Origin of the sequence: Blastococcus sp. TF02A-35 (assembly GCF_004571075.1) — a bacterium.
GTDB lineage: Bacteria > Actinomycetota > Actinomycetes > Mycobacteriales > Geodermatophilaceae > Blastococcus.
The window spans coordinates 20259-41474 of the sequence record NZ_SPQP01000006.1 but is presented as its reverse complement, the minus strand read 5'-3'; the positions used below and the strand labels follow the sequence as shown (position 1 = coordinate 41474).

The 21216-nt window shown below is 70.6% G+C and carries 19 protein-coding genes and 1 tRNA gene; 10 read left to right on the top strand and 10 right to left on the bottom strand.

Annotated elements, in window-relative coordinates:
* Positions 1–36: 36 nt before the first annotated feature.
* The 4 genes from E4P43_RS04255 to E4P43_RS04240 are packed head-to-tail and all read right to left on the bottom strand — an operon-like array spanning position 37 to position 4403.
* Complete coding sequence (locus E4P43_RS04255) at positions 37–858, bottom strand: phosphocholine cytidylyltransferase family protein (protein ID WP_135144177.1); 822 nt, start codon at positions 856–858, stop codon at positions 37–39.
* Positions 839–1969, bottom strand: a complete 1131-nt coding sequence (locus E4P43_RS04250; RefSeq protein WP_135144176.1) for a CDP-glycerol glycerophosphotransferase family protein — start codon at positions 1967–1969, stop codon at positions 839–841. The genes E4P43_RS04255 and E4P43_RS04250 overlap by 20 nt, the downstream gene beginning before the upstream one ends.
* Positions 1966–2748 (bottom strand): HAD family phosphatase, encoded by a 783-nt coding sequence (locus E4P43_RS04245; RefSeq protein ID WP_135144175.1) that lies wholly within the window; start codon positions 2746–2748, stop codon positions 1966–1968. The genes E4P43_RS04250 and E4P43_RS04245 overlap by 4 nt, the downstream gene beginning before the upstream one ends.
* 44 nt (positions 2749–2792) lie before the next feature.
* Positions 2793–4403: a mannitol dehydrogenase family protein gene (locus E4P43_RS04240; RefSeq protein WP_135144174.1), complete on the bottom strand. Its 1611-nt coding sequence runs from the start codon at positions 4401–4403 to the stop codon at positions 2793–2795.
* A 420-nt stretch (positions 4404–4823) separates the two neighbouring features.
* On the opposite strand from E4P43_RS04240, the gene E4P43_RS04235 reads away from it, so the two are divergent.
* The 4 genes from E4P43_RS04235 (at position 4824) to E4P43_RS04220 (ending at position 6797) form a co-directional block, all read left to right on the top strand.
* Positions 4824–5597, top strand: a complete 774-nt coding sequence (locus E4P43_RS04235; RefSeq protein WP_135144173.1) for a M23 family metallopeptidase — start codon at positions 4824–4826, stop codon at positions 5595–5597.
* Between the two features lie 86 nt (positions 5598–5683).
* Positions 5684–5756 (top strand) — tRNA-Ala (locus E4P43_RS04230).
* Positions 5757–6037: 281 nt separating this feature from the next.
* The gene (locus tag E4P43_RS04225) at positions 6038–6448 is read left to right on the top strand and encodes a hypothetical protein (RefSeq protein ID WP_135144172.1); all 411 of its coding nucleotides are present in this window, start codon (positions 6038–6040) and stop codon (positions 6446–6448) included.
* Positions 6441–6797 (top strand): helix-turn-helix transcriptional regulator, encoded by a 357-nt coding sequence (locus tag E4P43_RS04220; RefSeq protein ID WP_167759060.1) that lies wholly within the window; start codon positions 6441–6443, stop codon positions 6795–6797. The genes E4P43_RS04225 and E4P43_RS04220 overlap by 8 nt, the downstream gene beginning before the upstream one ends.
* A 178-nt stretch (positions 6798–6975) precedes the next feature.
* On the opposite strand, the gene E4P43_RS04215 is transcribed toward E4P43_RS04220, so the two are convergent.
* The 3 genes from E4P43_RS04215 to E4P43_RS20410 form a co-directional block, all read right to left on the bottom strand.
* Entirely contained in the window at positions 6976–8175 is a 1200-nt protein-coding gene (locus E4P43_RS04215; RefSeq protein ID WP_135144171.1) for a tyrosine-type recombinase/integrase, read from the bottom strand.
* Between the two features lie 82 nt (positions 8176–8257).
* On the bottom strand, positions 8258–8563 hold the full coding sequence (locus tag E4P43_RS04210) for a helix-turn-helix domain-containing protein (protein ID WP_091382393.1): 306 nt from the start codon (positions 8561–8563) through the stop codon (positions 8258–8260).
* 937 nt (positions 8564–9500) lie between these two features.
* Positions 9501–9989 (bottom strand): hypothetical protein, encoded by a 489-nt coding sequence (locus tag E4P43_RS20410; RefSeq protein WP_245158928.1) that lies wholly within the window; start codon positions 9987–9989, stop codon positions 9501–9503.
* A gap of 1217 nt (positions 9990–11206) precedes the next feature.
* Here E4P43_RS20410 and arcA point away from each other — a divergent pair.
* The 6 genes from arcA (at position 11207) to E4P43_RS04170 (ending at position 18143) form a co-directional block, all read left to right on the top strand.
* Entirely contained in the window at positions 11207–12445 is a 1239-nt protein-coding gene (gene arcA, locus E4P43_RS04195) for an arginine deiminase (RefSeq protein WP_199589204.1), read from the top strand.
* A gap of 125 nt (positions 12446–12570) precedes the next feature.
* The gene (locus tag E4P43_RS04190) at positions 12571–12825 is read left to right on the top strand and encodes a hypothetical protein (protein ID WP_091382398.1); all 255 of its coding nucleotides are present in this window, start codon (positions 12571–12573) and stop codon (positions 12823–12825) included.
* Positions 12826–12830: 5 nt separating this feature from the next.
* Positions 12831–14306: a basic amino acid/polyamine antiporter gene (locus tag E4P43_RS04185; RefSeq protein WP_199589202.1), complete on the top strand. Its 1476-nt coding sequence runs from the start codon at positions 12831–12833 to the stop codon at positions 14304–14306.
* Positions 14307–14323: 17 nt separating this feature from the next.
* Positions 14324–14875: a copper chaperone PCu(A)C gene (locus E4P43_RS04180; protein WP_091382400.1), complete on the top strand. Its 552-nt coding sequence runs from the start codon at positions 14324–14326 to the stop codon at positions 14873–14875.
* 74 nt (positions 14876–14949) lie between these two features.
* A complete protein-coding gene (locus E4P43_RS04175) occupies positions 14950–16776 on the top strand; it encodes a glycoside hydrolase family 15 protein (RefSeq protein WP_091382401.1) in 1827 nt (608 codons plus the stop codon).
* Positions 16773–18143 (top strand): glucose-6-phosphate dehydrogenase, encoded by a 1371-nt coding sequence (locus E4P43_RS04170; protein ID WP_091382403.1) that lies wholly within the window; start codon positions 16773–16775, stop codon positions 18141–18143. The genes E4P43_RS04175 and E4P43_RS04170 overlap by 4 nt, the downstream gene beginning before the upstream one ends.
* 27 nt (positions 18144–18170) lie before the next feature.
* Here E4P43_RS04170 and E4P43_RS04165 read toward each other — a convergent pair whose 3' ends face one another.
* The 3 genes from E4P43_RS04165 to E4P43_RS04150 all read right to left on the bottom strand — a co-directional run bounded on the left by E4P43_RS04165 (position 18171) and on the right by E4P43_RS04150 (position 21121).
* A complete protein-coding gene (locus E4P43_RS04165) occupies positions 18171–19010 on the bottom strand; it encodes an IS5 family transposase (protein ID WP_091382404.1) in 840 nt (279 codons plus the stop codon).
* 204 nt (positions 19011–19214) lie between these two features.
* Complete coding sequence (locus E4P43_RS04160; protein WP_091382406.1) at positions 19215–19682, bottom strand: universal stress protein; 468 nt, start codon at positions 19680–19682, stop codon at positions 19215–19217.
* Between the two features lie 395 nt (positions 19683–20077).
* Positions 20078–21121 (bottom strand): TerC family protein, encoded by a 1044-nt coding sequence (locus tag E4P43_RS04150; protein ID WP_135144170.1) that lies wholly within the window; start codon positions 21119–21121, stop codon positions 20078–20080.
* Between the last annotated feature and the right edge of the window lie 95 nt (positions 21122–21216).

The window sequence follows — 21216 nt, the reverse complement described above, 5'->3', positions numbered from 1 at the left end:
GAGGGGGACGCGCGCCTCGCCGGTCGGGGCGGGTGGTCAGCTCAGCTCGGCCACGATGTTCGGGGCGTCGCCGCCGAACAGCGAGTTGGCCCGCTGCAGGTCGCCGTCGAAGTCGACCTCGACCGCGGAGTACTGCGAGATGTCCACCGGCAGCACGCGCAGGCCTCGCTCGGCGATCGCGGTCTCGATGCCGCGCTCGAAGTAGTCCTCGTGGGAGCACTGCTCGAGGTGCTCGATGAGCGTGGCCTTGTCGGCGGAGGAGATGTAGTTGATGCCCACCGCCTCGCCGAGCCCGCCGCGGACGATCTTCGACAGCTCGCGGATGTACCCGTCGCCGTCGAGGGTGTACTTGACCTCCTCCTCGGCGACCGTGCTGGTGTCGACGCAGACGAAGCTCTGGTCGGCGGCGATGTAGGGCTGGGCCACCTCGAGCACGGCCGGGTCGAAGACCACGTCGCCGTTGAGCCAGAGGACGCCGCCCTCGCGGGTGGTGCGGAGGCCCCGGAGCAGGCTCTTCGACGTGTTGGTCACGGCGAAGTCGGGGTTGTACGTGAAGAGCAGCTCGGGGGCGGCCTTCATGATCCGCTTGCTGCGGTAGCCCACCACCGCGGTCACGCAGACCTCGGCGCCGAAGACGGAGCGCAGCCCGTCCAGCTGGCGCTGCATGATGCTGCGGCCGTCGTTGAGCTGGGTCAGCGGCTTGGGGTCCTTGCGCCCCAGCCGGGTGCCCATCCCGGCGGCCAGGATGACGACCTGGACCGACTGGGACGGGGTCCGTCGGCTCGCCGTGCGGGCCGACGAGGGGGATCCACCCCGACGAATGGGGTTGAGGACGTGGTCACCGGTCCGCACGGACATCATCTCCCTCGGAAATGCTGGTGGACTGCCCGGACGCGGATGCGGACGGGAGGATCAGGTCGAGGACGCGCTCGGTGGCGTGGCCGTCCTCGAGGTGGCAGAACGTCTCCTGGAAGCGGGCGTAGGGCTCCGCGTACTCCGACCGGAGCCGGTCGACGTCGGCGATCGCGGACACCAGCTCGGAGCTGTCGCGCACCAGCGGGCCGGGGGCGACGTCCTCCAGGTCGAAGTAGAAGCCGCGCTGCTCGTCGCGATAGCTCTCCAGGTCGTAGGTGTAGAAGAGCAGCGGCCGGCCGGTGATCGCGAAGTCGAACATCGTCGACGAGTAGTCGGTCACCATGAGGTCCGCCGCCAGGTACAGGTCCCGGATGTCGGGGTGGCTGCACACGTCGCGCACCGCAGAGCCGTCGACGACCTCCAGCCGGTCCATGACCATGTTGTGCAGCCGCAGCAGGAGCACGTGGTCGTCACCGAGCCGGGCGGAGAAGTCCTCGAGGTCGATGGCGAACTCGAAGTCCTGGGAGCCCGCCTTCTCGAAGACCAGCTTGTCGCGCCAGGTCGGCGTGTAGAGCACCGCCGTCTGGCCGGGCCCGATGCCCAGGTCGGCGCGCACCTGGGCGCGCACCTCGTCGCGCCGCGGGCTGGAGAGCAGGTCGTTGCGCGGCAGTCCCGTCTCGTGGACCGGCCCGGTGAACCCGAAGGACTTCCGCAGCCGCTCGGTGGTGACCGCGTTGGGGGAGAGGAGCAGGTCCCAGCGGGCGATGTCCTGGTCCAGGTAGGCCAGCCGGCCCTCCGGCGCCCACAGCACGTCGTTGTGGATGCGCTTGAGCATCGTGCCGTGCCAGGTCTGCAGGTAGGTCGCGCCCGCCTTCTTCTCCCAGTCCAGCGGGATGTGGTCGTTGGAGACGACCAGGTCCGCGGCCTCGAGCGCGGCGATGCACTCGGGGGAGCCGAAGGTCACGGTGTCCACCCCGGCCGGGAACGTCGCCTGGGTGTGCGGAGCCGACAGCCAGGTGCAGGTGGCGTCGGTGCCCCGCTCGAGCAGGGCCTCGTAGATCGCCCGCGGGCTGTCGGAGAAGTGGCCGCGGAAGGCCACGAAGACGATGTTCACCGGGCGGCCCCCGCCAGCGCCTCGCCGGCGCCGGGACGGCCGGAGACGACCGGCAGCACCAGGTCGGCCAGCTCCTGCCAGGACTCGACGACGGCCAGCGCGCCGGCCGCCAGCAGGGCCTCGCGACGCTCGGCCCGCTCGGCGGGCAGCACGAACAGCAGGTTGCCGACCACCGGGCACCCGGCACCGACGGCCGAGCGCACGCCGGCGACGGCGTCCTCGACGGCCAGCCCCTGCTCCGGCTCGATGCCCAGGTCCGCGCAGGCGTGCGTGTAGACCGCCGGGTCGGGCTTGCTGGTCGGCACCGGCAGCGAGTCCTCGGCGCTGTACCGCCGCTCGGGCGGGAGCAGGTCGTCCAGGCCCGTGGCGGTGAAGCACGCCGCGAGCCGGGAGAGCGCGCTGGAGCTGACCACGGCCAGCTCCAGCTCCCCGGAGAGCGCGGCGAGGGCGTCGATGGTCGGCTGGTGGGGCGTGAGGGTGGCGCCCAGGTGGGCGGTCACCGCCCGGCGCTCCTCGGCGACCCAGGGCTCGATGTCGACGTCGGTGACGCCGGCGTCGGCGGCGAGGGTCAGCGCCGTCGTCCGGAAGTTCATGCCGGTCGCGACGTGCCGGAGCTCGTCGGCGGTGTACCGGCGGTCGATGCCGACGGAGGCGAGGAAGGTGTTGGTCACCTCGGCCGACGCGTCGAACGCCGGCTCCTCGGACGGGAAGAGGTTGCCGTCGGCGTCGCAGAGCAGGTACGTGACCCGCTCGATCAGCGTCGGCGGAACGGTCGGCACCGGGTGGGCTCCCTTCGGGGTCGGTCGGGTGGGCGGGGTGGCGCTCACCGCGGAAGTGCTGTCGGGAGCAGGGAACGCGTGGCGACGGTGGCCCGGGCGCCGTCCCGCTCGAGGGCCACGAGGGCCTGCTCGAGCTCGTCGGCGAAGCCGGGGAGGTCCCCCAGGTCACCGAAGACGGACGTCTCGCCCAGCAGGGGCCGGGGGTCGGTGCCGCCGCTGCGGGCCAGGGCCCGCAGCCGGTCGCCGAGCGCGTCCTCGAGCGGGAGCGGCCGGCCGGCGTCGTCCGTGCCGCGCAGGTACCGCACCCACCCGGCGACGGCGAGGGTGAGCAGCTCGTGCGGCCGGTCCTCCTCGAGCGCCTGGCGCAGCGAGGGCAGCAGGTGGTGCGGCAGCTTGGTCGAGCCGCGGCGGCACAGGCGGGCCAGGCCGTCGGCGATCGCCGGGTTCGCGAAGCGCTGCAGGAGCGAGCGCTTGTAGTCGGCGAGGTCGATGCCGCCCGGCGGCGGCAGCAGCGGCGTCACCTCGACGTCCATGAGTCGCGTGACGTAGGCGGCGAACACCGGGTCGGCCATGACCTGGTCGAGGCTGGTGTGGCCGGCCAGCGAGCCCAGGTAGCCCAGGGCGCAGTGGCTGGCGTTCAGCAGCCGCGTCTTCATCAGCTCGTAGCGCCCGACGTCGGGCACGAACCGCACGCCGACCTCGTCCAGCGGCGGGCGGCCGTCGCAGAAGGTGTCCTCGATGACCCACTGCGAGAACGGCTCGGTGATCACCGGCCACCGGTCGTCGACGCCGTAGCGCTGGGCCACGGCCTCGCGCTCCTCGGGCGAGGTGTGCGGCGTGATCCGGTCGACCATGCTGCTCGGGAAGGCGACGCGGTCGGAGATCCAGCGGGCGAGCACCTCGTCGCGCAGGCGGGCGAAGCCGACGACGGCGGCCCGGGCGGCCTGCCCGTTGCGGTGCATGTTGTCGCAGGAGACCACCGAGAACGGGGGGATCCCGGCCCGGCGACGGCGGTCGAGGGCCTCGACGATGAACCCGAAGACCGTGCGCGGCCGGGACGGCTCGCGGACGTCCCACCGGATGTCGGGGTCGTCGGAGTCGAAGAGGCCGGTGCGGGCGTCCAGGCGGTAGCCGCTGTCGGTGATGGTCAGCGACACCATGCGGGTGCGGGCGTCGGTGAGCAGGTCCAGGACCGCGGTGGGGTCGTCCGGGGCGAAGTGGTAGCCGACCATGACGCCCACGACGCGGGCCCGCTCGCCGTCCGGGCTCCGCTCGACGACCGTGTAGAGGTGGTCCTGCGGCGCCAGGGCGTCCTTCATCGTGCGGCTGCGCAGCCCGACCCCGACGACGCCCCAGTCGGTGCTGATGCGCCGCTCGGCGAGCTCGTCGAAGTACAGGAGCTGGTGAGCGCGGTGGAAGCCGCCGACGCTGAAGTGCACGACCGCGGGAGTGAGCGCGGACCGGTCGTACGTCGGGACCTCGAGCTGCCCGCCGTGGTGCGGCAGCGTGGCGTCGCTCAGGGGGAGGACCTCGGCCGCCGCGACCACGTTGGGGGCGGGGGCGGCCTGCGGAGCCGTGGGTGCGACTCCGGGGGGAAGAACGGTTGCGGCGGGTCCGGCCGTTGCCGGGAGGGGCAGGAGCTCTGCCTGCGTCATCGCATCCCTCCTTCTTGTTTCCTGGCGCACGGCGGATCCGATCCGACCCGTTCCGGGTACGGGTGGACCAGCAGTACACGGGTGCGCTGGGCGCCGCGCAATGACGTCCGGCGTCACGTTGCAGACACGTGATGCGCCGAGCGGCGCGGGATGTTTCACGCCGGAGAACCGGTGTGCCCGAGCCGTGCGCTCCGCAAACCCGCAGGCCGGCGACCGTCGGGTGTCCATGATCACCGATGCCCGGGCGGGACTCCAAATCCCATCGGTGCAAGTCACTCCTGTGGCGCGTGGGGCCTGTGGTGCACCTCACCTCGGCGTGTCTCGCGAGACGCGCCGGACGCCTGGTCACGAACGGGTCACGGAATGTTTCGATGTGCGCGGTCCGATGGGGGCCGCGGGGACACGCGAGACGGACGGTGCATGGACGCGAAGCTCGGCACGGCGCTGCTCGAGGCCACGGCCCCGGCTACCGGGCGGCGCGGTGCCCGGGGTGCCCGGCGCGCCCCCGTCCCGCACGAGCGGCGTCGTCCGGCGCTCCTCCTCGGCGCGCTGCTCGCCGGCGGTGTCGCCGCGTCCCTGCTGAGCCTGCCCGGCGCCCCCGCGGCCTCGGCCGACGCCACCTCCGTCGTGGCCGCGCAGGACGCGCTGCTCGCGGCGGACGAGGACGTCGAGATGCTGCCGCAGGCGTCGATCACCGTCGCCGAGGCGCAGGCCCGCCTCCAGGAGGTCGCCGCCTCCCGTGCCGCCCGCGACGAGCGGGAGGCCGCTGCGGCGGCCGCGGCGGCGGAGGCCGCACGGCCCAAGGCCGTCCTCCCGGTGGCGGGCGCCCGCTTCACCAGCGGCTACGGCGGCCGCTGGGGCACCTTCCACTACGGCATCGACCTGGCCGCGCCCATGCGGACGCCGGAGTACGCCGCGATGGACGGCGTCGTGCTGCGGGCGGGCTCGGCCAGCGGCTTCGGCCTGGCCGTCTACATCCTCCACGAGAACGGCGACGTCACCGTCTACGGCCACATGGACAAGATCCTGGTGAAGCCGGGCCAGTACGTGGAGGCGGGGGAGACGATCGCCCTGCTCGGCAACCGGGGGCAGTCGACCGGGCCGCACCTGCACTTCGAGGTGCACCAGGGCGGGCTTGACGGGAAGAAGGTCGACCCGGTGCCGTGGCTGGCGGCCAGGGGTGTCGAGGTCTGACCCGCCCGGGCCACCCCTGCGCAGGGGTGCGGATCGCCTCCTGTACAGTTTGTCCCGGCTCGGACGCACCAGACCGGGCCAGGATCGGGGCTGTGGCGCAGCTGGTAGCGCACCACACTGGCAGTGTGGGGGTCAGGGGTTCGAGTCCCCTCAGCTCCACCCCGATGACCAGGCCGTTCCTCCTCCGGAGGGGCGGCCTGAGTCGTGTTTGGTGCCAGCGTGGTGGCCACCGGTGCAGATGCGGTGCCAGGGTCAGGCGGACAGCGCGTCCCACCCGGTCCGCCGTGCGCACCCGGCGCTCGGCCCGCCCACCTCGCGCGGGAGGGAACCCGGTCGTGGGGTGAGACGGCGGCCGTCATTAGCCGGCTTGTCGGCTGCGAGGGTCCAGGGCGCCCGCTGAGTATGCTGGAGTACTAGTACTCCTGTGTTATATTCATGTCGTGTTGATCGACTGGACCGGCGAATTCGATCGCTGGTACGACCAGTTGATCGAGCGCGCCGAAGGTGGTGATCGACGTTCGTTCGAGCAGCTCGCACTCGTCGACGCCGAGCTCGGCGTCCTGCAGGAACTCACAGCTGTACCGGATGCGGACACGCCGACGCTGCGCCGGGTTCACCAGTCGCGCCGCCACCAGGTCTGGCGGGTGGCCCATCCCTTCAGCCCTGGTACCGCGATCCGCTTGATCGTCTGGTTTCCGCCCGATCGCCCCGGCGAGGTCGTCCTGGTGTTGTTCGGCGCCGACAAGGCCCGCATGGGCGATGTCTTCTACGACAGCGTTGGGCCGCGGGCCGACGCCGCTATCGAGAGCTACCTGCTTCGCACCCGTACCGAGGGAGACAGTGATGAGTGAACAGGCCACGTTCGTCGGGGCCGAGCGCGCTGCGGAGAAGATGGCGCGGGCCCGTTCCATCCCCGGTGTGGCGGAGCGCTCCGCACAGGTCCGGGCCGAGATGGTCGATACTGACCGAGTCCACGCAGCAGGTCTCGCAGAGATCCGGAAGGCCGCCGATCTGACGCAGGTCGCACTGGCTACGCAGATGGGGGTGGCCCAGACGGTCATCAGTCGCCTGGAGCGTCAGCACGACATGCTCCTATCCACGCTGACGCAGTACTTGACGGCCGCTGGCGACCATCCACGCATCGTCGTGACGGTGGATGGTCAAGACATCGAATTGGACTTGGCCAACCTTGTCGGGTGAGCGCGCGCTGTGCCGGGTTGCCGCGGGGGCGCAAGTCGAAAACGCCCTCTACGACCGTCGAGCCGCCAACTCGCCCACTCGAGATGCCTGATTCGCGAGTCTGATGCGCTTATCGGCAAGGCGAAGCGCCGCCGCTAAGCCAGCGTGGCAACCACCGGAGCACACGCAGTGCACCACGTCAGTCCCACAGCGCCTGGCCCATGCGGTCCGCGGCGTCCCGGCCGAGGGCCGGCATGACGTGGCTGTAGGTGTCCGTCGTCGTGCGCATCTGTGCGTGGCCAAGCACCTCCATGACGACCCGCGGATGCACGCCCTCGGACAGCAGCAGGGTCGCCGCCGTGTGCCGCCCGTCGTGCAGGCGGACCTCGCGCACGCCCGCCTCCTGGAGGAGGGCTTTCCAGGCTCGCCAGTCCGATTTGCGTTCGATTGGCCGGCCGTTGGGCTGCCCGAAGACAAGGTCGTGGTCCTCCCACAACGAGCCGGCGGCGATCCGCTCCTCGAGTTGGGCCGCCCGGTGCGCCCTCAACGCCTGCACGAGTGGTGTGGGCAGCGCCAGGTTGCGGCGGCTGCGGTCGGCCTTCGGTTCCTCATAGATCAGCCCCCGCCCGCTGACCCGGTGCAGTCCGCGTCGGACGCTCAGCGTGCCGTTGTCCAGGTCCACGTCGCTCCATCGCAGCGCGAGGGCTTCGGACTGACGCAACCCGACGGCCAGCGCCACGGTCCACCGGGCCGCGTTGCGGTGGGTCAGCGCGGCGGCCATGACCTGCTTGACCTCCGGCGCGGTCAGCGGCAGGGCGGTTTCGGGTCGCCTGACCGCAGGCGGATCGACGAGGGTGGCAACGTTGCGCGCGACCTTGCCGCGCTGAGAGGCGATACGCAGGGCGCGGGACAGGACCCGATGGGCGCGCAGGATCGAGGCCGGGCCCAGGCCCTTGTCGCTGAGCGCGGCATAGAGACGCTCCAGGTGCTCTGGCTGCAGCCGGTCCAGCCGGTGGTGCCCGATGCCCGGGCGCAGGTGCAGCCGCACGGTGCTGCGGTAGCTCTCTAGAGTCCGCGCGCGGACCTTCCGCGCCGCGATGTTGTCCAGCCAGTGGTCCAGCCACTCACCGACCGTGGGTGCGCGGCCGGCCGCGTCCACCATCCCAGCGTCCCGCTTGGCCTCGAGGGCACGGACCTTGGACACCACGTCGGCGCGCTTGGCGCCGGAGGCGTGGCGTCGGTCGCGCCGGCCGTTCTCCTTCTTCCCCATGGAGACAAAGCCGTGCCATCGGCCGTCCTCGTCCTGGTAGATGGAGGACTCGCCGCTGGCACGCTTCCTCTGCTCCAACGTTCGTCGACGCCGCGCGGGCGTGCTGTCTGGTTCCTTGGCGTCCGTCATCGGTCGCTCCCTGCGTCGCTGGTTCAGACTCGGCGTCGAGTGTCGTGGTGCGCGCTGACCTGTGGTGCTGGGAATCCACAGGTCAGGCTCGTTCCACCGGGTCGGAGGTGAGCTCGAACAAGCCGCGCTGACTCGTGCTGGTTCGCCGGTGCCGGCGCGGGTGAGCCGGCGCGCTCGGCGCGGGAGCCTCGAGCCCTCGGACGTAGCGCTCGAGCTCAGCCCGGGGGAGGCGGCAACTGCGTCCGATGTGCACCGGGCGCAGGTCGCCGGCCTTCATGAGGGTGTAGATCGTGGTGCGGCCGACGCGGAGCAGCTCAGCGGCCTCCTCGGGGGTGAGCAGCAGCGGCTCGCTGGGCGCCGGCTCCCGAGGTCGCTGCGCGTGGCCCATGTCGCCCTCCTCGTCGGCTGGCCTCGTGCGCCGGCATTCGGCGCGGCAACCCACCTGGAGAAGGCGCCATTTTCGGCCGATTGGTGACACTGCCGCGGCAATCTCCTGATTTTCTCCGGTTTTCTTCGTGTGCCAGGGGCCGCGGCCTCCGTGCGGCCGCTAGGCCGGCCGCGACAGCGGGACGGCCCGGGGTGACATGGCAGAACGCAGGTGACCGCCCGGTGTCACCCCGGAGGGCGGTGGGCGTCACCCCGTCCAAGGCATGAACCGGCGCCTGCTCGGGCGGGGTCGTGGCGCCATGGGCTGCTATTTGCCAGCACGGCGTCGCGCCTGCGGGGGGCTGCGGTGGCCGGGCATCGGACGCCCCGGTCGCCAAGCGTCCGGACGAACTCGCGGAGCAGGTCTGTCGACAGCGCCCAGGCCGGGCGTCGCAAGAGCAGAGCTGCATCGGCGCTCCAGACCGTGTGCAGGTCGTGCTCGCGCACCGGCTATCCCGGGGCGCTTCGCACCGGCCGCTCGGCTCCTCGCCTGCGGCCGGCTCCACGGACGCGGCCGTGCAGGCGTCTGGATGGGACTGCAGTGCCGCAGGCTGGCTCGCTTTCCCGGCCGCGCCGCTCGCCACGGTCGCCGGCCGAGCAGCGCTTCTGCTAGGCCCGTGCTGCTGCCTCCCCCTATCCCGTCCGCCCGAGCCGCGCAGCCAGATCACGAGCCGACACACCTGGTGCATCCAGGCCGAGCGAATCCGTTGTGACGAGAACTGCGCTGGGTTCGGGCGGTTCGCTGAGCGAGCAGGAGATGGGATGACGTCTGTGTGCGTCGTCGACCTCGGACGACGCCGGTGCGATCGGTCCGCGGTTCGGTGCACCGGCTCTCCAGGGCACGTGCTCCGGCGCAGTCGTCTTCTGCTACTACTGGAGAAAAACTGGAGGTTCGCGGCTCAGCGCACGTCGGGGGCGCCGGTCCGGCCGGCCCGCCAGCGGTAGGCCTCCAGTACGGGCTGTAGTGACCGACTGAGGCCGGGCAGGTCACGGTCGTAAATGCGGCCGTCGTCCAACTGCCGGGTCAGCTCGCCGAGCAGTGCCGGCCAGTCCCGCCGGGTCGGCTCCAGGGGGACGCCGACTTGCACCCGCCGTTCGACCACCTGCACCGCGGATCGGCCGGAGGCCGCCGCGCGGGTCTGCTCCCAGGCTCGGTGTCGGCAGGTGGCCGAGCACCACTTGGGGATCGGCCCCCGGCCGCGCGGCGTGATCGGCCCAGCACACCATCCGCAGGTCGTCGCGGCGGTGCGCCGTTCGCGCCCTTCCGCCGAAGCGCCGGTCTGTTCTGCATCGGCGGACACGGTCGGTGCCTGGGCGACGTGTTGCCGCCGTTGCTGCTCACGAGCTCGGCGGCGGGCCCGGTGCTCGGGGGTTCCGATGGTTCCCATGGCACAGAGTCGGCAGACGACCCTGCAGTAACTCGTCACCACGAGTTCCAGGACCGCAAGTGCATGAGGTGTGTCGGCTCGTGATCTTGATTGGGAGGGGAGATCTCCAGTGCTGGTCGATCGGTCGGGTAGGGGGCGAGTGACGGGTTGGATGGCGAGCTGCTGACGGTTCGGTGGAAGGCCTCGGTGGGAGCCCCTGGGAGGGGTGTCCGCCTGTGGCCCCCCCTCGGCAAGGTCGTCGTTGAGGCTCTTGCCGCTGGATCGCCGCAGCCGCATTCCCGCTGCCTGTCCCGCCCCGGGGCGGTTCACCGTGTGATGAATGAGAAGGACGGCCGTCCCCTACGGGCAGCGGCTGAGCATGGGAACCGATGACATACGTGAGGGGACCTTGCTCACCGGACGCCACTGATGGCTGATGGCGTGGCGTGGCGTGTAGGCGGAGGCGATTGCCGTCGATCCGCCACACGGGCACTGTCGTGATCCTGTCCACGGTCGCGGGCTGGCGTTCACGACGTCATCGCACGTATGGGGTTGCCCTCGCGGTCCTGCCTTGATCATCGGACGCGTTGCGGCAGGTACCTGCTGGCCGCGTCCAGTTGCGCGTCGGGGGTTGCCGCTCTACCGTGAAATCGGTCGAGCATCGGGCCGTTCAGCACATACATTGTGTGCGGGAGCGCCCGGATAGGGCTTAGGCCTCCGGCACCCGGAGGCAAGTTCATGCGTCTGGTTACTGCTCAGCCGCCCACCGCCGAGACCTTTGATCACCGCGTCTTGTGGGTGGATGCACTCGCGGGGTGGGTCGGACCCATTGGCGATCTCGACCGCCGTCGCGCCAGTTGGCTGTTTGATGCACTGGCTGTACTGCCTCTCACAGGCAATTCAACCGTCGCGGTGGACGGCTCCGCGATCTCGTTCTGCGATGATGAAGGGCTGCGGGTTTCCGTCTGCGCACAGACGCTTGCCACCACGCGTGCGTGCCGAATACGGCTGGTCAACCCCACGCCTCATCTCCCGCTAATACCGAAGGCGGCCGGCGCGTCCGAGCCTATTGAGGGCGATCTACCTCCGACAGCCGCGGCTGTCGAGCGACTCGTCGAACTAGCTCTCCTCCCGTGGGGGCACCTCGTCCCGCCTTGGTCCGGTGGCCACCGGTCCTCTCTCAAGCGAGGAGCGCGCGGACGATGACCGATACGACTATTCCCAGGACGGGCGCAGACGTGCCGGTCGCCGCCTACGGCGTGCACTCCGAGGTCGGCGTGCTTCGCAAGGTCCTAGTCTGCGCACCGGGTCTGGCCCATTCCCGACTCACACCACGCAACTGCGACGACCTGCTGTTCGACGACGTCCTTTGGGTCGACAATGCCCGCCGGGACCACTTCGACTTCGTCGCCAAGCTGCGCAGTCGCGGTGTCGAGGTCGTGGAGTTGCACGACCTGCTGACCGAGACGATGGCCATCCCCGGGGCGAAGGCGTGGCTGCTGGACCGCAAGGTCACGGCCAACGAGGTCGGCCTCGGGCTCGTCGACGGGACGCGGGCATTCCTCGAGTCCCTGGACGACCGCCGGCTGGCAGAGCTCCTCATCGGTGGGCTGGCCACGGTCGACCTGCCCGCCGACTTCCGGTCCGGGTACCTGGCGCTCGCCCGGGAGCAGCTCGGCGTCCGCGAGTACCTGATGCCGCCGTTGCCGAACACCCTCTACACCCGCGACACCACCTGCTGGATCTACGGCGGGCTCACGCTCAACCCGCTGTACTGGCCGGCCCGGCACGACGAGACGCTGCTCTACAAGGCCATCTACACCTTCCACCCCGACTTCGCCGGCGCCACGGTGTGGTGGGGCGATCCCGAGCGGGACTGGGGCCTGGCCACCATCGAGGGCGGCGACGTCATGCCGATCGGCAACGGCGCGGTGGCCATCGGCATGAGCGAGCGCACTTCCCGGCAGGCCATCACCCAGCTCGCTGCAGCGCTGTTCGAGCACGGCGCCGCCACCCGAGTGATCGTCGCCGGCATGCCCAAGATGCGGGCCGCCATGCACCTGGACACGGTGTTCACCTTCGCCGACCGTGACGTCGCCACCGCCTACCGGGAGATCGTCGACGGCATCCATACCTTCAGCCTCCGGCCCGGCGACAAGGAACCGGTCGAGGTCACCGAGGAGAAGCGGACCTTTCCCGACGTCGTCGCCGACGCGCTGGGTCTGTCCGAGCTGCGGGTGCTGGAGACCGGGGGTGACGAGTACGCCAACGAGCGCCAGCAGTGGGACAGCGGCAACAACGTCGTCGCCGTCGCCCCAGGGGTGGTCTTCGCCTACGACCGCAACACCTACACCAACACCGTGCTGCGCAAGGCCGGCATCGAAGTGATCACAATCGTCGGCGCGGAGTTGGGCCGGGGTCGTGGCGGCGGGCACTGCATGACCTGCCCGATCATCCGCGACCCCGTCGACGTCTGAGCCGATCGCTCGTCGAGCCGGGCACCGTCCGGCTGCTACTGAGGAGAGCTCCGGTCAGACCAGTCGGTGAGTCCGTCACCGAGCCTGGCGTCCGGGGCCTCGGCTGCCCGATTGAGAGGGACGCCATGGAAGAGCGAGATGTCCTGACGGCGCGACGGCCGACGTTGCTCGTCGATGCTCTGCTGGACCTCGTCGCCCTGGCGGTCCTGATTGCAAGTTCCCTCGTGCTGTTCGGTTTCGACGCGCTGGACGGACCACTTCAGGTGGCTCTGGTGGGATGCGCCGCGATCGCGGCGCTATGCGTTCTGTACGGAGTCGTCGGCTTCAAGATCGAAAAGGTCGAGCCGGTGGCGCTCGGCCGAGCCCCAGGACAGGAGTGACTGCGATGGTCGACACGGCCCCACGGGCTGCCGGCGCGGTTGCCGACGCCCCGGTCGCGACGCCGGGAAAGATGTCGCTGCCCACCCTCACCGCGATGGTGGTCGGCAGCATGGTCGGCGCGGGCGTCTTCTCGCTGCCGGCGCGCTTCGGCGTGGCAACCGGCGTCCTCGGATCGCTGATCGCCTGGACGATCGCGGGGACGGGCATGCTGATGCTCGCCTTCGTGTTCCAGAACCTCGCGATCCGCAAGCCCCAGCTGGACTCCGGGGTCTTCATCTACGCCAAGGCCGGGTTCGGCGACTACGTCGGGTTCAACTCGGCGATCGGCTTCTGGGCCAGCACGGTCTCCGGCAACGCCTTCTACTGGATCTTCATCACGGCGACCATCGGCGCGTTCTTCCCAGTGTTCGGTGACGGCGACACGGTCCTCGCGGTGGCGCTCGGCACGGTCGGTGTCTGGCTCTTCCACTACCTGATCGCGCGGGGCGTTCGTGACGCCGCCATCGTCAACCGCATCGTGACGGTGTTCAAGATTCTGCCGATCCTCACCTTCATCGTCGTGCTGTTCGTGGCGTTCGACGCCGGCGTCTTCGCCGACAACTGGATCGCCACCGGCTACGGCGACCTGGGCTCGCTCGACGAGCAGATCCGCAACACCATGATCATCACGACGTTCGTCTTCATCGGCATCGAGGGCGCCAGCGTCTACTCGCGCTACGCCAAGCGGCGCCAAGACGTCGGCAGGGCGACCGTCCTGGGCTTCCTGAGCGTGCTGTCGATCTTCGCCCTGGTGACGCTGTCGAGCTACGGGGTGATGCCGCAGCCGGAGATTGCCGCGACCCGCCAGCCGTCGATGATCGGCCTCTTCGAGTCCGTCGTCGGCGACTGGGGCCGCTGGTTCATCAGCGCGGCCGTCATCGTCTCCGTCCTCGGCGCCTACCTCGCCTGGAGCTTGATGGCGGCCGAGGTGATGTACATCCCGGCCCGCAATGAGGACCTCCCGGCCTTCCTGGGTAGGGAGAACGACAAGGCCACGCCGATCACGGCACTCGTCGTCAGCTCGCTGGCGGTCCAGGGCCTCCTCGCCGCGACGCTGGTCCTGACCGATGCGCTGAACTTCATGCTCGATCTGTCCACCTGTTTGGCGCTGATCCCCTACTTCCTGACCGCCGCGTACGCGCTGAAGCTCGGCCTCACGGGGGAGGGCTACGAGGACGTGACCGCCAGGACGCGTCGGAAGGAGGCGATCATCGCGGGGATCGCCACCGCCTACACGCTGTTCCTCTTCGAGGCCGCCGGCCTGAAGTTCCTGCTGCTGGCCACGGTGATTCTCGCCCCGGCCACCCTACTGTACGTCAAGGCGCGCAGCGAGCACAGCCGCCGGCTGTTCAGCCCCACCGAGATGGTGCTCTGCGCCGTGATCGTGGCCGCCGGCATCACCGGCGTCGTCGGCTTGTGGACCGGCTTCATCACCACCTGAGCCCCGGAGGAGCTGACATGAACCGCACCGGAGTCGCCGTGGCGGCCCTGCTCACCCTGCTGGTGCTGGCCGGCTGCACGTCGGCGCGCGCCGACCCGCCGAACCTCGACCGGGCCAGGATCGGGCTCGACAGCGTCGACGGGCGGGTAGGAGACCTCCGGCTGCTCGGCGTGTCCGTCGCGTCCCCCGGGACCCGCGGCAGCCTGCACATCGCCGGGGACGGCGCCGCTCTCCTGCTGACGATCGCGAACGGCGGCGAGGCCGACGATGAACTCACCGGGGCCTCGGCCGAGGTCGCCGAGGCGGTCGTCCTCCGGGACGGCGACCAGGAGGCGGAACCGCGCCTGGAGGTGCCCGTGCCCGCCGGCGGGGTCGCGGCCCTCCGCGAGGTGAGCGGCCTCCACCTGGAGCTGACCGGGCTCCGTGGGGCCCTGCGCAGCGGCTTCAGCGTCCCGGTCACCTTCGAGTTCCGCGACGCCGGCTCGGTAACCCTCTCCGTGCCGATCCGCACTTACACCGACGTCCGGCCGGACAGGTTCACGGAACCCGCCGACGCGGTCGGCCGCTGACCGGGCTGTCACCCCTGGAAGACAAAACTCGACGACGTGGTCAAGGTGCTCATCAAGTTCTAGGAGGGTCCGCGGTGCTCGACCTCGATCCCGGCTTCCGGCCGATCCGGCTCCACGACGGCTACCCGCCACTGGCCGACCTCGGCCTGATCGGCGACGGAGCGACCGCGGCGTTGGTCGGACTCGACGGTGTTATCCGGTGGATGTGCGTCCCCGACTTCGACTCCGAACCGCTGTTCTGCTCACTGCTGGACTCTGCTCGCGGCGGCTCGTTCATCGTGGTACCGGAACGGCTGGTCGAGGCGCGGCAGCGATACGAGCCGGACACCGGCGTCCTGATCACCGAGCTGCGCAGCGACACCGGGCTCGTGCGACTCACGGACGCCCTGGCGTTGCGCTCCGGGGCCGATCTCACCGACGATGCCCCCGCCGACCGCGGTGAACTCGTCCGCTCAGCGGTGGTGCTCTCCGGGTACGTCCGGCTCCGCGTCGCCGTGCAGCCGCGCGGCGGCGCGCAGCCCCGCCCGGCGTTCAACGGCCTGGCCGTCGAGTGCGCCCGCCAGCCGGGACTGCGGCTGCACCTGCGGTCCAATCGCCCGCTTCCCGGGTTGCTGAGCACCCACGACCTGCAGCAGGGCGATCGGCTCGACCTGGTCCTCTCGTGGGGCCGCTTGCATCGGCACCACCCGCTCGACGCCGAGGCGAGGCTCGCCGAGACGGCCGACGGGTGGCGGCGGTGGATGACCGGCTTCTCCTACGACGGCCCGCAGCCGGACATGGTCCGGCGGGCGGCGATCACGCTCAAGCTCTGCGACCACTGGGCGCACGGGTCGCTCGTCGCGGCGCCGACGTCGTCCCTGCCGGCGCCCGTCGGGGGGATCCGCAACTGGGACTACCGCTACACGTGGGTCCGCGATGCCGCCTACGCCGTCTTCGCGCTGCGCCGGATCGGTTTCGTCAACGAGGCCGATGCCTACCTCGGCTGGGTCCTCGACGCGTTCGAGCGGAGCCGGCAGCCGAGGATCATGTACACCATCGCCGGCGACCCGATCCCCGACGAATGGGAGGACGTCGAGCTCGAGGGATATCGCGGCTCGGCGCCGGTGCGTTGGGGCAACGGCGCGGCCGACCAGCGCCAGCACGACGTCTACGGCGAGGTCCTCGACTGCGCGGACCAGTGGGTCAAGGCGGGCGGCCGGCTCGACCCCGCCCTGTGGGGTGGGCTGAGCGGCATCGCCGACGCCGCCGGCCGGGCGTGGCGGCAGCCGGACCAGGGCATCTGGGAGGTGCGCAGCAGCGGCCGGGTGTTCACCTACTCCGCCGCCATGTGCCAGGTGGCGCTGGACCGGGCCGCGGCGACAGGTGAGCAACTCGGTCTCGCCGGACCCCTCGCGCGCTGGCGGAGGGAGGCCGCCGATCTCCGGGAGACCATCCTGACGCGGGCGTGGAACGAGGACGCGAAAACCCTGTCCGAGCACCTCGACGGTGGCGACAGCCTAGATGCCAGCCTGCTGGCGCTCCCGCTGCGCGGCGTGATCCCGGCCGATCACCCGAGGATGGTCGCCACGACCGCCGCGATCGCCGAGCGACTGTCGGCCGGCGACGGCCTGCTCTACCGCTACCGGCACGACGAGTCCCCGGACGGGCTCGCCGGTGACGAAGGTGCGTTCCTGCTGTGCAGCTTCTGGCTCGTCGACAACCTGGTACTCCAGGGGAAGCTGGATGAGGCCGAGGGGCTGTACGCGTCGCTGTGCGCCAGGGCGAGCCCGCTCGGCCTCCTGTCGGAGCAGATCGACCCGTCGAGCGGTGAACTCACCGGGAACTTTCCCCAGGCGTTCAGCCACATCGGAGTGATCGCCAGCGGGGTGAACCTGGCCAGGGCGATGAGGAGGGGGAGGTGATCGAGCGCTTCGTCCTCCTCGGGGCCACCGGCGACCTGACGGCGCGATACCTCCTGCCCGGGCTTGCGGCGCTGGGCAACGGCGGGCACCTCGGCGACGGGTTCCGGCTGATCGGCGTGGGCCGGGAGGACTGGGGGAACGAGCAGTTCCGCGGGTGGGCGCGTGCCCAGCTCGGTCAGCACGGGGGGCAGTTCCCGGCCGCTGACCGGGACGCGATCGTGTCGGCGGCCGAGTACCACCGGGCCGACGTCACCGACCCGGCCGCCCTGCGCGCCGTAGTCCGGGGTGCCGAGCCGATCGCGGCCTACCTCGCCCTTCCGCCGTTCCTGTTCGCCCCCACCGTCTCGGCGCTGCACGGTGCCGGGCTGCCGGAGGGGAGCTCGATCGTGCTGGAGAAGCCGTTCGGTGAGGATCTCGCCCAGGCGGTCGAGCTGAACGCCCTGCTCGCCCGGGTCGTCCCTGAGGAATCGGTGTTCCGCGTCGACCACTTCCTGGCCATGACGACCGTGCAGAACGTCCTCGGCACCAGGTTGGCCAACCGGGTGCTGGAGCCAATCTGGAACAGCGCGCACATCGCGGAGATCGACGTCGTCTGGGACGAGACGCTCGCCCTGGAGGGTAGGGCCGGATACTACGACGGCGTCGGCGCGCTGAAGGACATGCTGCAGAACCACCTGCTGCAGTTGCTCTGCCTGGTGGCGATGGAGCCGCCGATCAGTCTCGACGCCCGAGACCTGCGGGACCGCAAGGTGGACGTGCTGCGCTCGATCCGCCCGCTGAGCGCCGACGACGTCGTCCGTCACACACGTCGGGCCCGCTACACGAGCGGGCTCGTCGACGGCGTATCCGTTCCTGCGTACGTGGAGGAGGACGGCGTCGACCCGGCCCACCGGACGGAGACGTTCGCCGAGCTGGAACTCCGGTTGGACAACTGGCGCTGGCGCGGCACCGTGTTCCGGCTCCGGACCGGCAAGGCGCTCGGGCGGAACCGGATGGAGGTGGCGGTGCACTTCCGGCCGGTGCCGCACCTGCCCCGTGGCATGCGCGGCGACCCGCAACCCAACGTGCTGCGCTTCGGGCTCCAGCCCGAGAGCGTCGTCGTCGAGATGTCCGGCGTCGGCGCCCGCGCGCACACGCTGGTCCCGCTGACCCTCGCCGCTGAACTCGAACCGGCCGAACTACCCGCCTACGGTCGGCTGTTGCTGGACGTGTTCCACCGTGACCCTGCCCTGTCGATCCGCGGTGACGAAGCGGAGGAATCCTGGCGCGTCGTTACACCCGTGCTCGACGCATGGGCCAAGGACCTGGTTCCGCTCCAGGAGTACCCCGCCGGATCGGACGGGCCGTTCGATCAGCGCGAGCGCTGAACTGCGCTTAGGGCCTCCGCCATTAGGTCAGCGGATCCGTGGTGATCTTGGACGGGTGTCCCATCGATAGCGGTACCAGGCGGCCCGCAGCAACGCACGGATTGTGACGATCGCGGTAGCGAGGGCAAGGAAGGCGTCAACACAGACCTGGCGGCGTTCGGTGCAGCGACGCAGCCGGCCGAAGTCGTTGAGCCAGGAGTTGGTCCGCTCGACAACCCACCGCCGGCCGACCTGGATCGGCGCGGGTGTACCGCGCGCGGCGATCTGCCCGGCGAGGCCTCGCTCGTCAAGGGCTTCCCGGCAGGGCCGGTAGTCATAGCCGGCGTCCAGGTGCACGGTCACGTCCGCTGGCAGGGGTTGGAAGTCCTTGAGCGCGTCCAGGGTCTCCCCGAGCAGAGCGTCGTCGCGGGTGTTGGCCGGCGCGGACACCGTGGCCATCGGCACGCCGGCGCCGTCGCACAGCTGGGACCGCTTCATGCCGCCCTTGCCGCGGTCTACCGGGCTGCGACCGGCGCACTGTCCACCGCAGGGCGCCTTGGTGGTGCAGCCGTCCACGGCCAGGTCGGCCAGGTCCAGGCCGATCATCGTGTCGTAGGCGTCCAGGCAGGCCAGCCGTAGCCGGTCGAAGATGCCCAGCCTGATCCATTCGTCCCGGCGGCGGCGCATGGTGGTGGCCGAGCAGTCGGCGTCGGCGATCCGGTCGTAGCCGGCGCCGAACACCAGCGCGGCGACCAGGTGGTCGAACACCACGGCGTCGGCGATGCGCGGCCGGTGACAGCCCAGCGGGTGCTCATCGACACGCGTGGGCAGCAGCGCGAGGAACTGCTCGCGCAGCGGGTCAAGGATGCACGATGGGACGGCAGGCACGAGCGGTCCACAGCTCACGGAGCGTCAGCACCTTCGCGAGCGTGGCCCTCGTGCCTGCCCCCGACGACCAGCCACGCCGAACGTGGTGATCATCCCTACTGGCGGACGCCCTTAGCAGTCTGACGTCGGCGTCGATCGGCCAACGGGCCGCAGACCGGCACGGCCAGGTCGCCGTCGACCCGGCCGTCCGCCCGCGCGGTCCGGTCACTCCGGTGGGTCGACGGGGCCGCGGACGACGACGACCGGGCAGGCGGCGCGGGCGATGACGTGCTGGCTGACCGAGCCCAGCAGCATCCCCGTGAACCCGCCACGGCCACGACTGCCGACGACGAGCAGAGCCGCATCTGCCGCCGCGTCGACCAGGACCTGCCCCGGATGACCCATGACCGCGCGCTGGGACACCCGGTCGGCATCCGACGAGTCCACCGCCCTCGCGACCGTGTTCTCCAGCATGCTGGTCGCATCGCCTTCCCAGTCGATGGCCATGAGGGCACCGGCCCCATCGACCCCGACCGCCGGGATCCTCCAGGAGATGACCGCCTCGACCGGCTGGCCGGTGAGCCGCGCTTGGCCGAGCGCCCAGCGCAACGCCTCCTCCGAGTGCGACGAGCCGTCCACTCCCACGACGATGCGGCCGGAACCGGACTGCGGATCGGTGCCCGGAGTGCTCATGGCGTCGTGCTCCTGCCGGTCGACGACGGGGCGGTGTCTTCCCCATCGCACACCTTGCAGAGCCGGACACGCCAGTCAAGGCCGTAGGAGCACCCGATGGTCACGGAGGACCGAGATGTCACAGCCGAAGACCACGTACGAGGTGGGCTACTTCGTGGGGAGCCTTTTCTCCGCGTCGATCAACCGGATTTTGTCCCGCTCGCTGATCCGTCTCGCACCTGCGGACTTGCGGTCCACCGAGATTCTGATCGGCGACCTGCCGCTGTACAGCCCGACGAGGTAAGACCTGATCTCGAGACCGTTCACGAGTCCCCGTCAGCATGGATCAAGGGCTGCGCATCGGCGCCGGTCTCCACCAGGACCGCCCATGGAGGGTCGCGCAGGGGGCTGGTGCGTCAGGAGCCGTGGGCACCGATTCCCTCGCCGGTGGACCCGGGACGGGCGTGCCGGTCCTTGGTTCCGGTTGCGCGCAGTGATCCGGGGTGGGCCTTGGCGGTGGGGTCGCGGCGGGTCTTGAGCAGGCTGGCCACCGTGACGACGGCCAGGACCACGACGATCACGCCGAGGCTGAGCGGGGTGGGGATCTCGGGCACGCTGGGGTCGATGTCGACGTGGGCCCAGTGCAGGATCAGCTTCACGCCGATGAACGCCAGGATGAACGCCAGCCCAGCGGACAGGTAGACCAGCCGGTCGAGCAGTCCCTTGACGAGGAAGAACAGCGCGCGCAGGCCGAGCAGGGCGAAGGCGTTGGCGGTGAAGACGATGTAGGGCTCATCGGTCACCCCGAACACCGCGGGGATGGAGTCGAGAGCGAACAGCAGGTCCACGCTGCCGATCGCGATCAGCACGATGAACAGCGGGGTGACCATGCGCCGGCCGTCGACGCGGGTGGTCAGCTTGCCGCCGACGTAGTCGGGGGTCACCGGCAGCAAGCGGCGGGCGGCCTTGACCATCGCGTTGCTCTCGATGTCGGGGTCCGCGTCACGGTGCCGGAACAGCTGGACGGCGGTCCAGATCAACAGCAGGCCGAACAGCAGGAACATGAAGGAGAACAGCGAGATCAGCGTGGCGCCGAGCGCGATGAAGATGGCCCGCATGACCAGCGCCAGCACAATGCCGAAGGTGAGCACCTTGTGCTGGTGCTCCTCGGGGACGGCGAACGTCGTCATGATGATCACGAAGACGAACAGGTTGTCGACCGACAGGCTCTTCTCGACGATGTAGCCGGCGAAGTACTCGGTGCCCGGTCCGCCGCCGTACTGCGTGGTGAACCAGATCCCGAAGGCGATCGCGACGGCGATGTAGAAGATCGACCAGGCGGTGGCCTCGCGGAAGCCGACCCGGTGCGGACGGACCGCGGCCAGGACGAGGTCCACGGCCAGCAGGGCGAGGACGAGCACGATGGTCAGCGTCCAGGTCAGGCTACTGATGTCGGTCACGCTGTCTCCTTGATCGGCTCCGCTCCCGACCTGTGGGCGGAGGCTCCCGCGCCGGCCAACGAGACTGCGTCGGGCGGCGACTGTGCCGAGGGCGG

Bases quoted from the DNA above. Each gene is read 5' to 3' on its own strand.
- E4P43_RS04160 (WP_091382406.1), bottom strand. From the start codon at position 19,682: ATGAGCACTCCGGGCACCGATCCGCAGTCCGGTTCCGGCCGCATCGTC.
- E4P43_RS04210 (WP_091382393.1), bottom strand. From the start codon at position 8,563: ATGGGCCACGCGCAGCGACCTCGGGAGCCGGCGCCCAGCGAGCCGCTG.
- E4P43_RS04190 (WP_091382398.1), top strand. From the start codon at position 12,571: ATGGAAGAGCGAGATGTCCTGACGGCGCGACGGCCGACGTTGCTCGTC.
- E4P43_RS04220 (WP_167759060.1), top strand. From the start codon at position 6,441: ATGAGTGAACAGGCCACGTTCGTCGGGGCCGAGCGCGCTGCGGAGAAG.
- E4P43_RS04215 (WP_135144171.1), bottom strand. From the start codon at position 8,175: ATGACGGACGCCAAGGAACCAGACAGCACGCCCGCGCGGCGTCGACGA.
- E4P43_RS04255 (WP_135144177.1), bottom strand. From the start codon at position 858: ATGTCCGTGCGGACCGGTGACCACGTCCTCAACCCCATTCGTCGGGGT.
- E4P43_RS04235 (WP_135144173.1), top strand. From the start codon at position 4,824: ATGGACGCGAAGCTCGGCACGGCGCTGCTCGAGGCCACGGCCCCGGCT.
- E4P43_RS04185 (WP_199589202.1), top strand. From the start codon at position 12,831: ATGGTCGACACGGCCCCACGGGCTGCCGGCGCGGTTGCCGACGCCCCG.
- E4P43_RS04240 (WP_135144174.1), bottom strand. From the start codon at position 4,403: ATGACGCAGGCAGAGCTCCTGCCCCTCCCGGCAACGGCCGGACCCGCC.
- E4P43_RS04180 (WP_091382400.1), top strand. From the start codon at position 14,324: ATGAACCGCACCGGAGTCGCCGTGGCGGCCCTGCTCACCCTGCTGGTG.
- E4P43_RS20410 (WP_245158928.1), bottom strand. From the start codon at position 9,989: ATGGGAACCATCGGAACCCCCGAGCACCGGGCCCGCCGCCGAGCTCGT.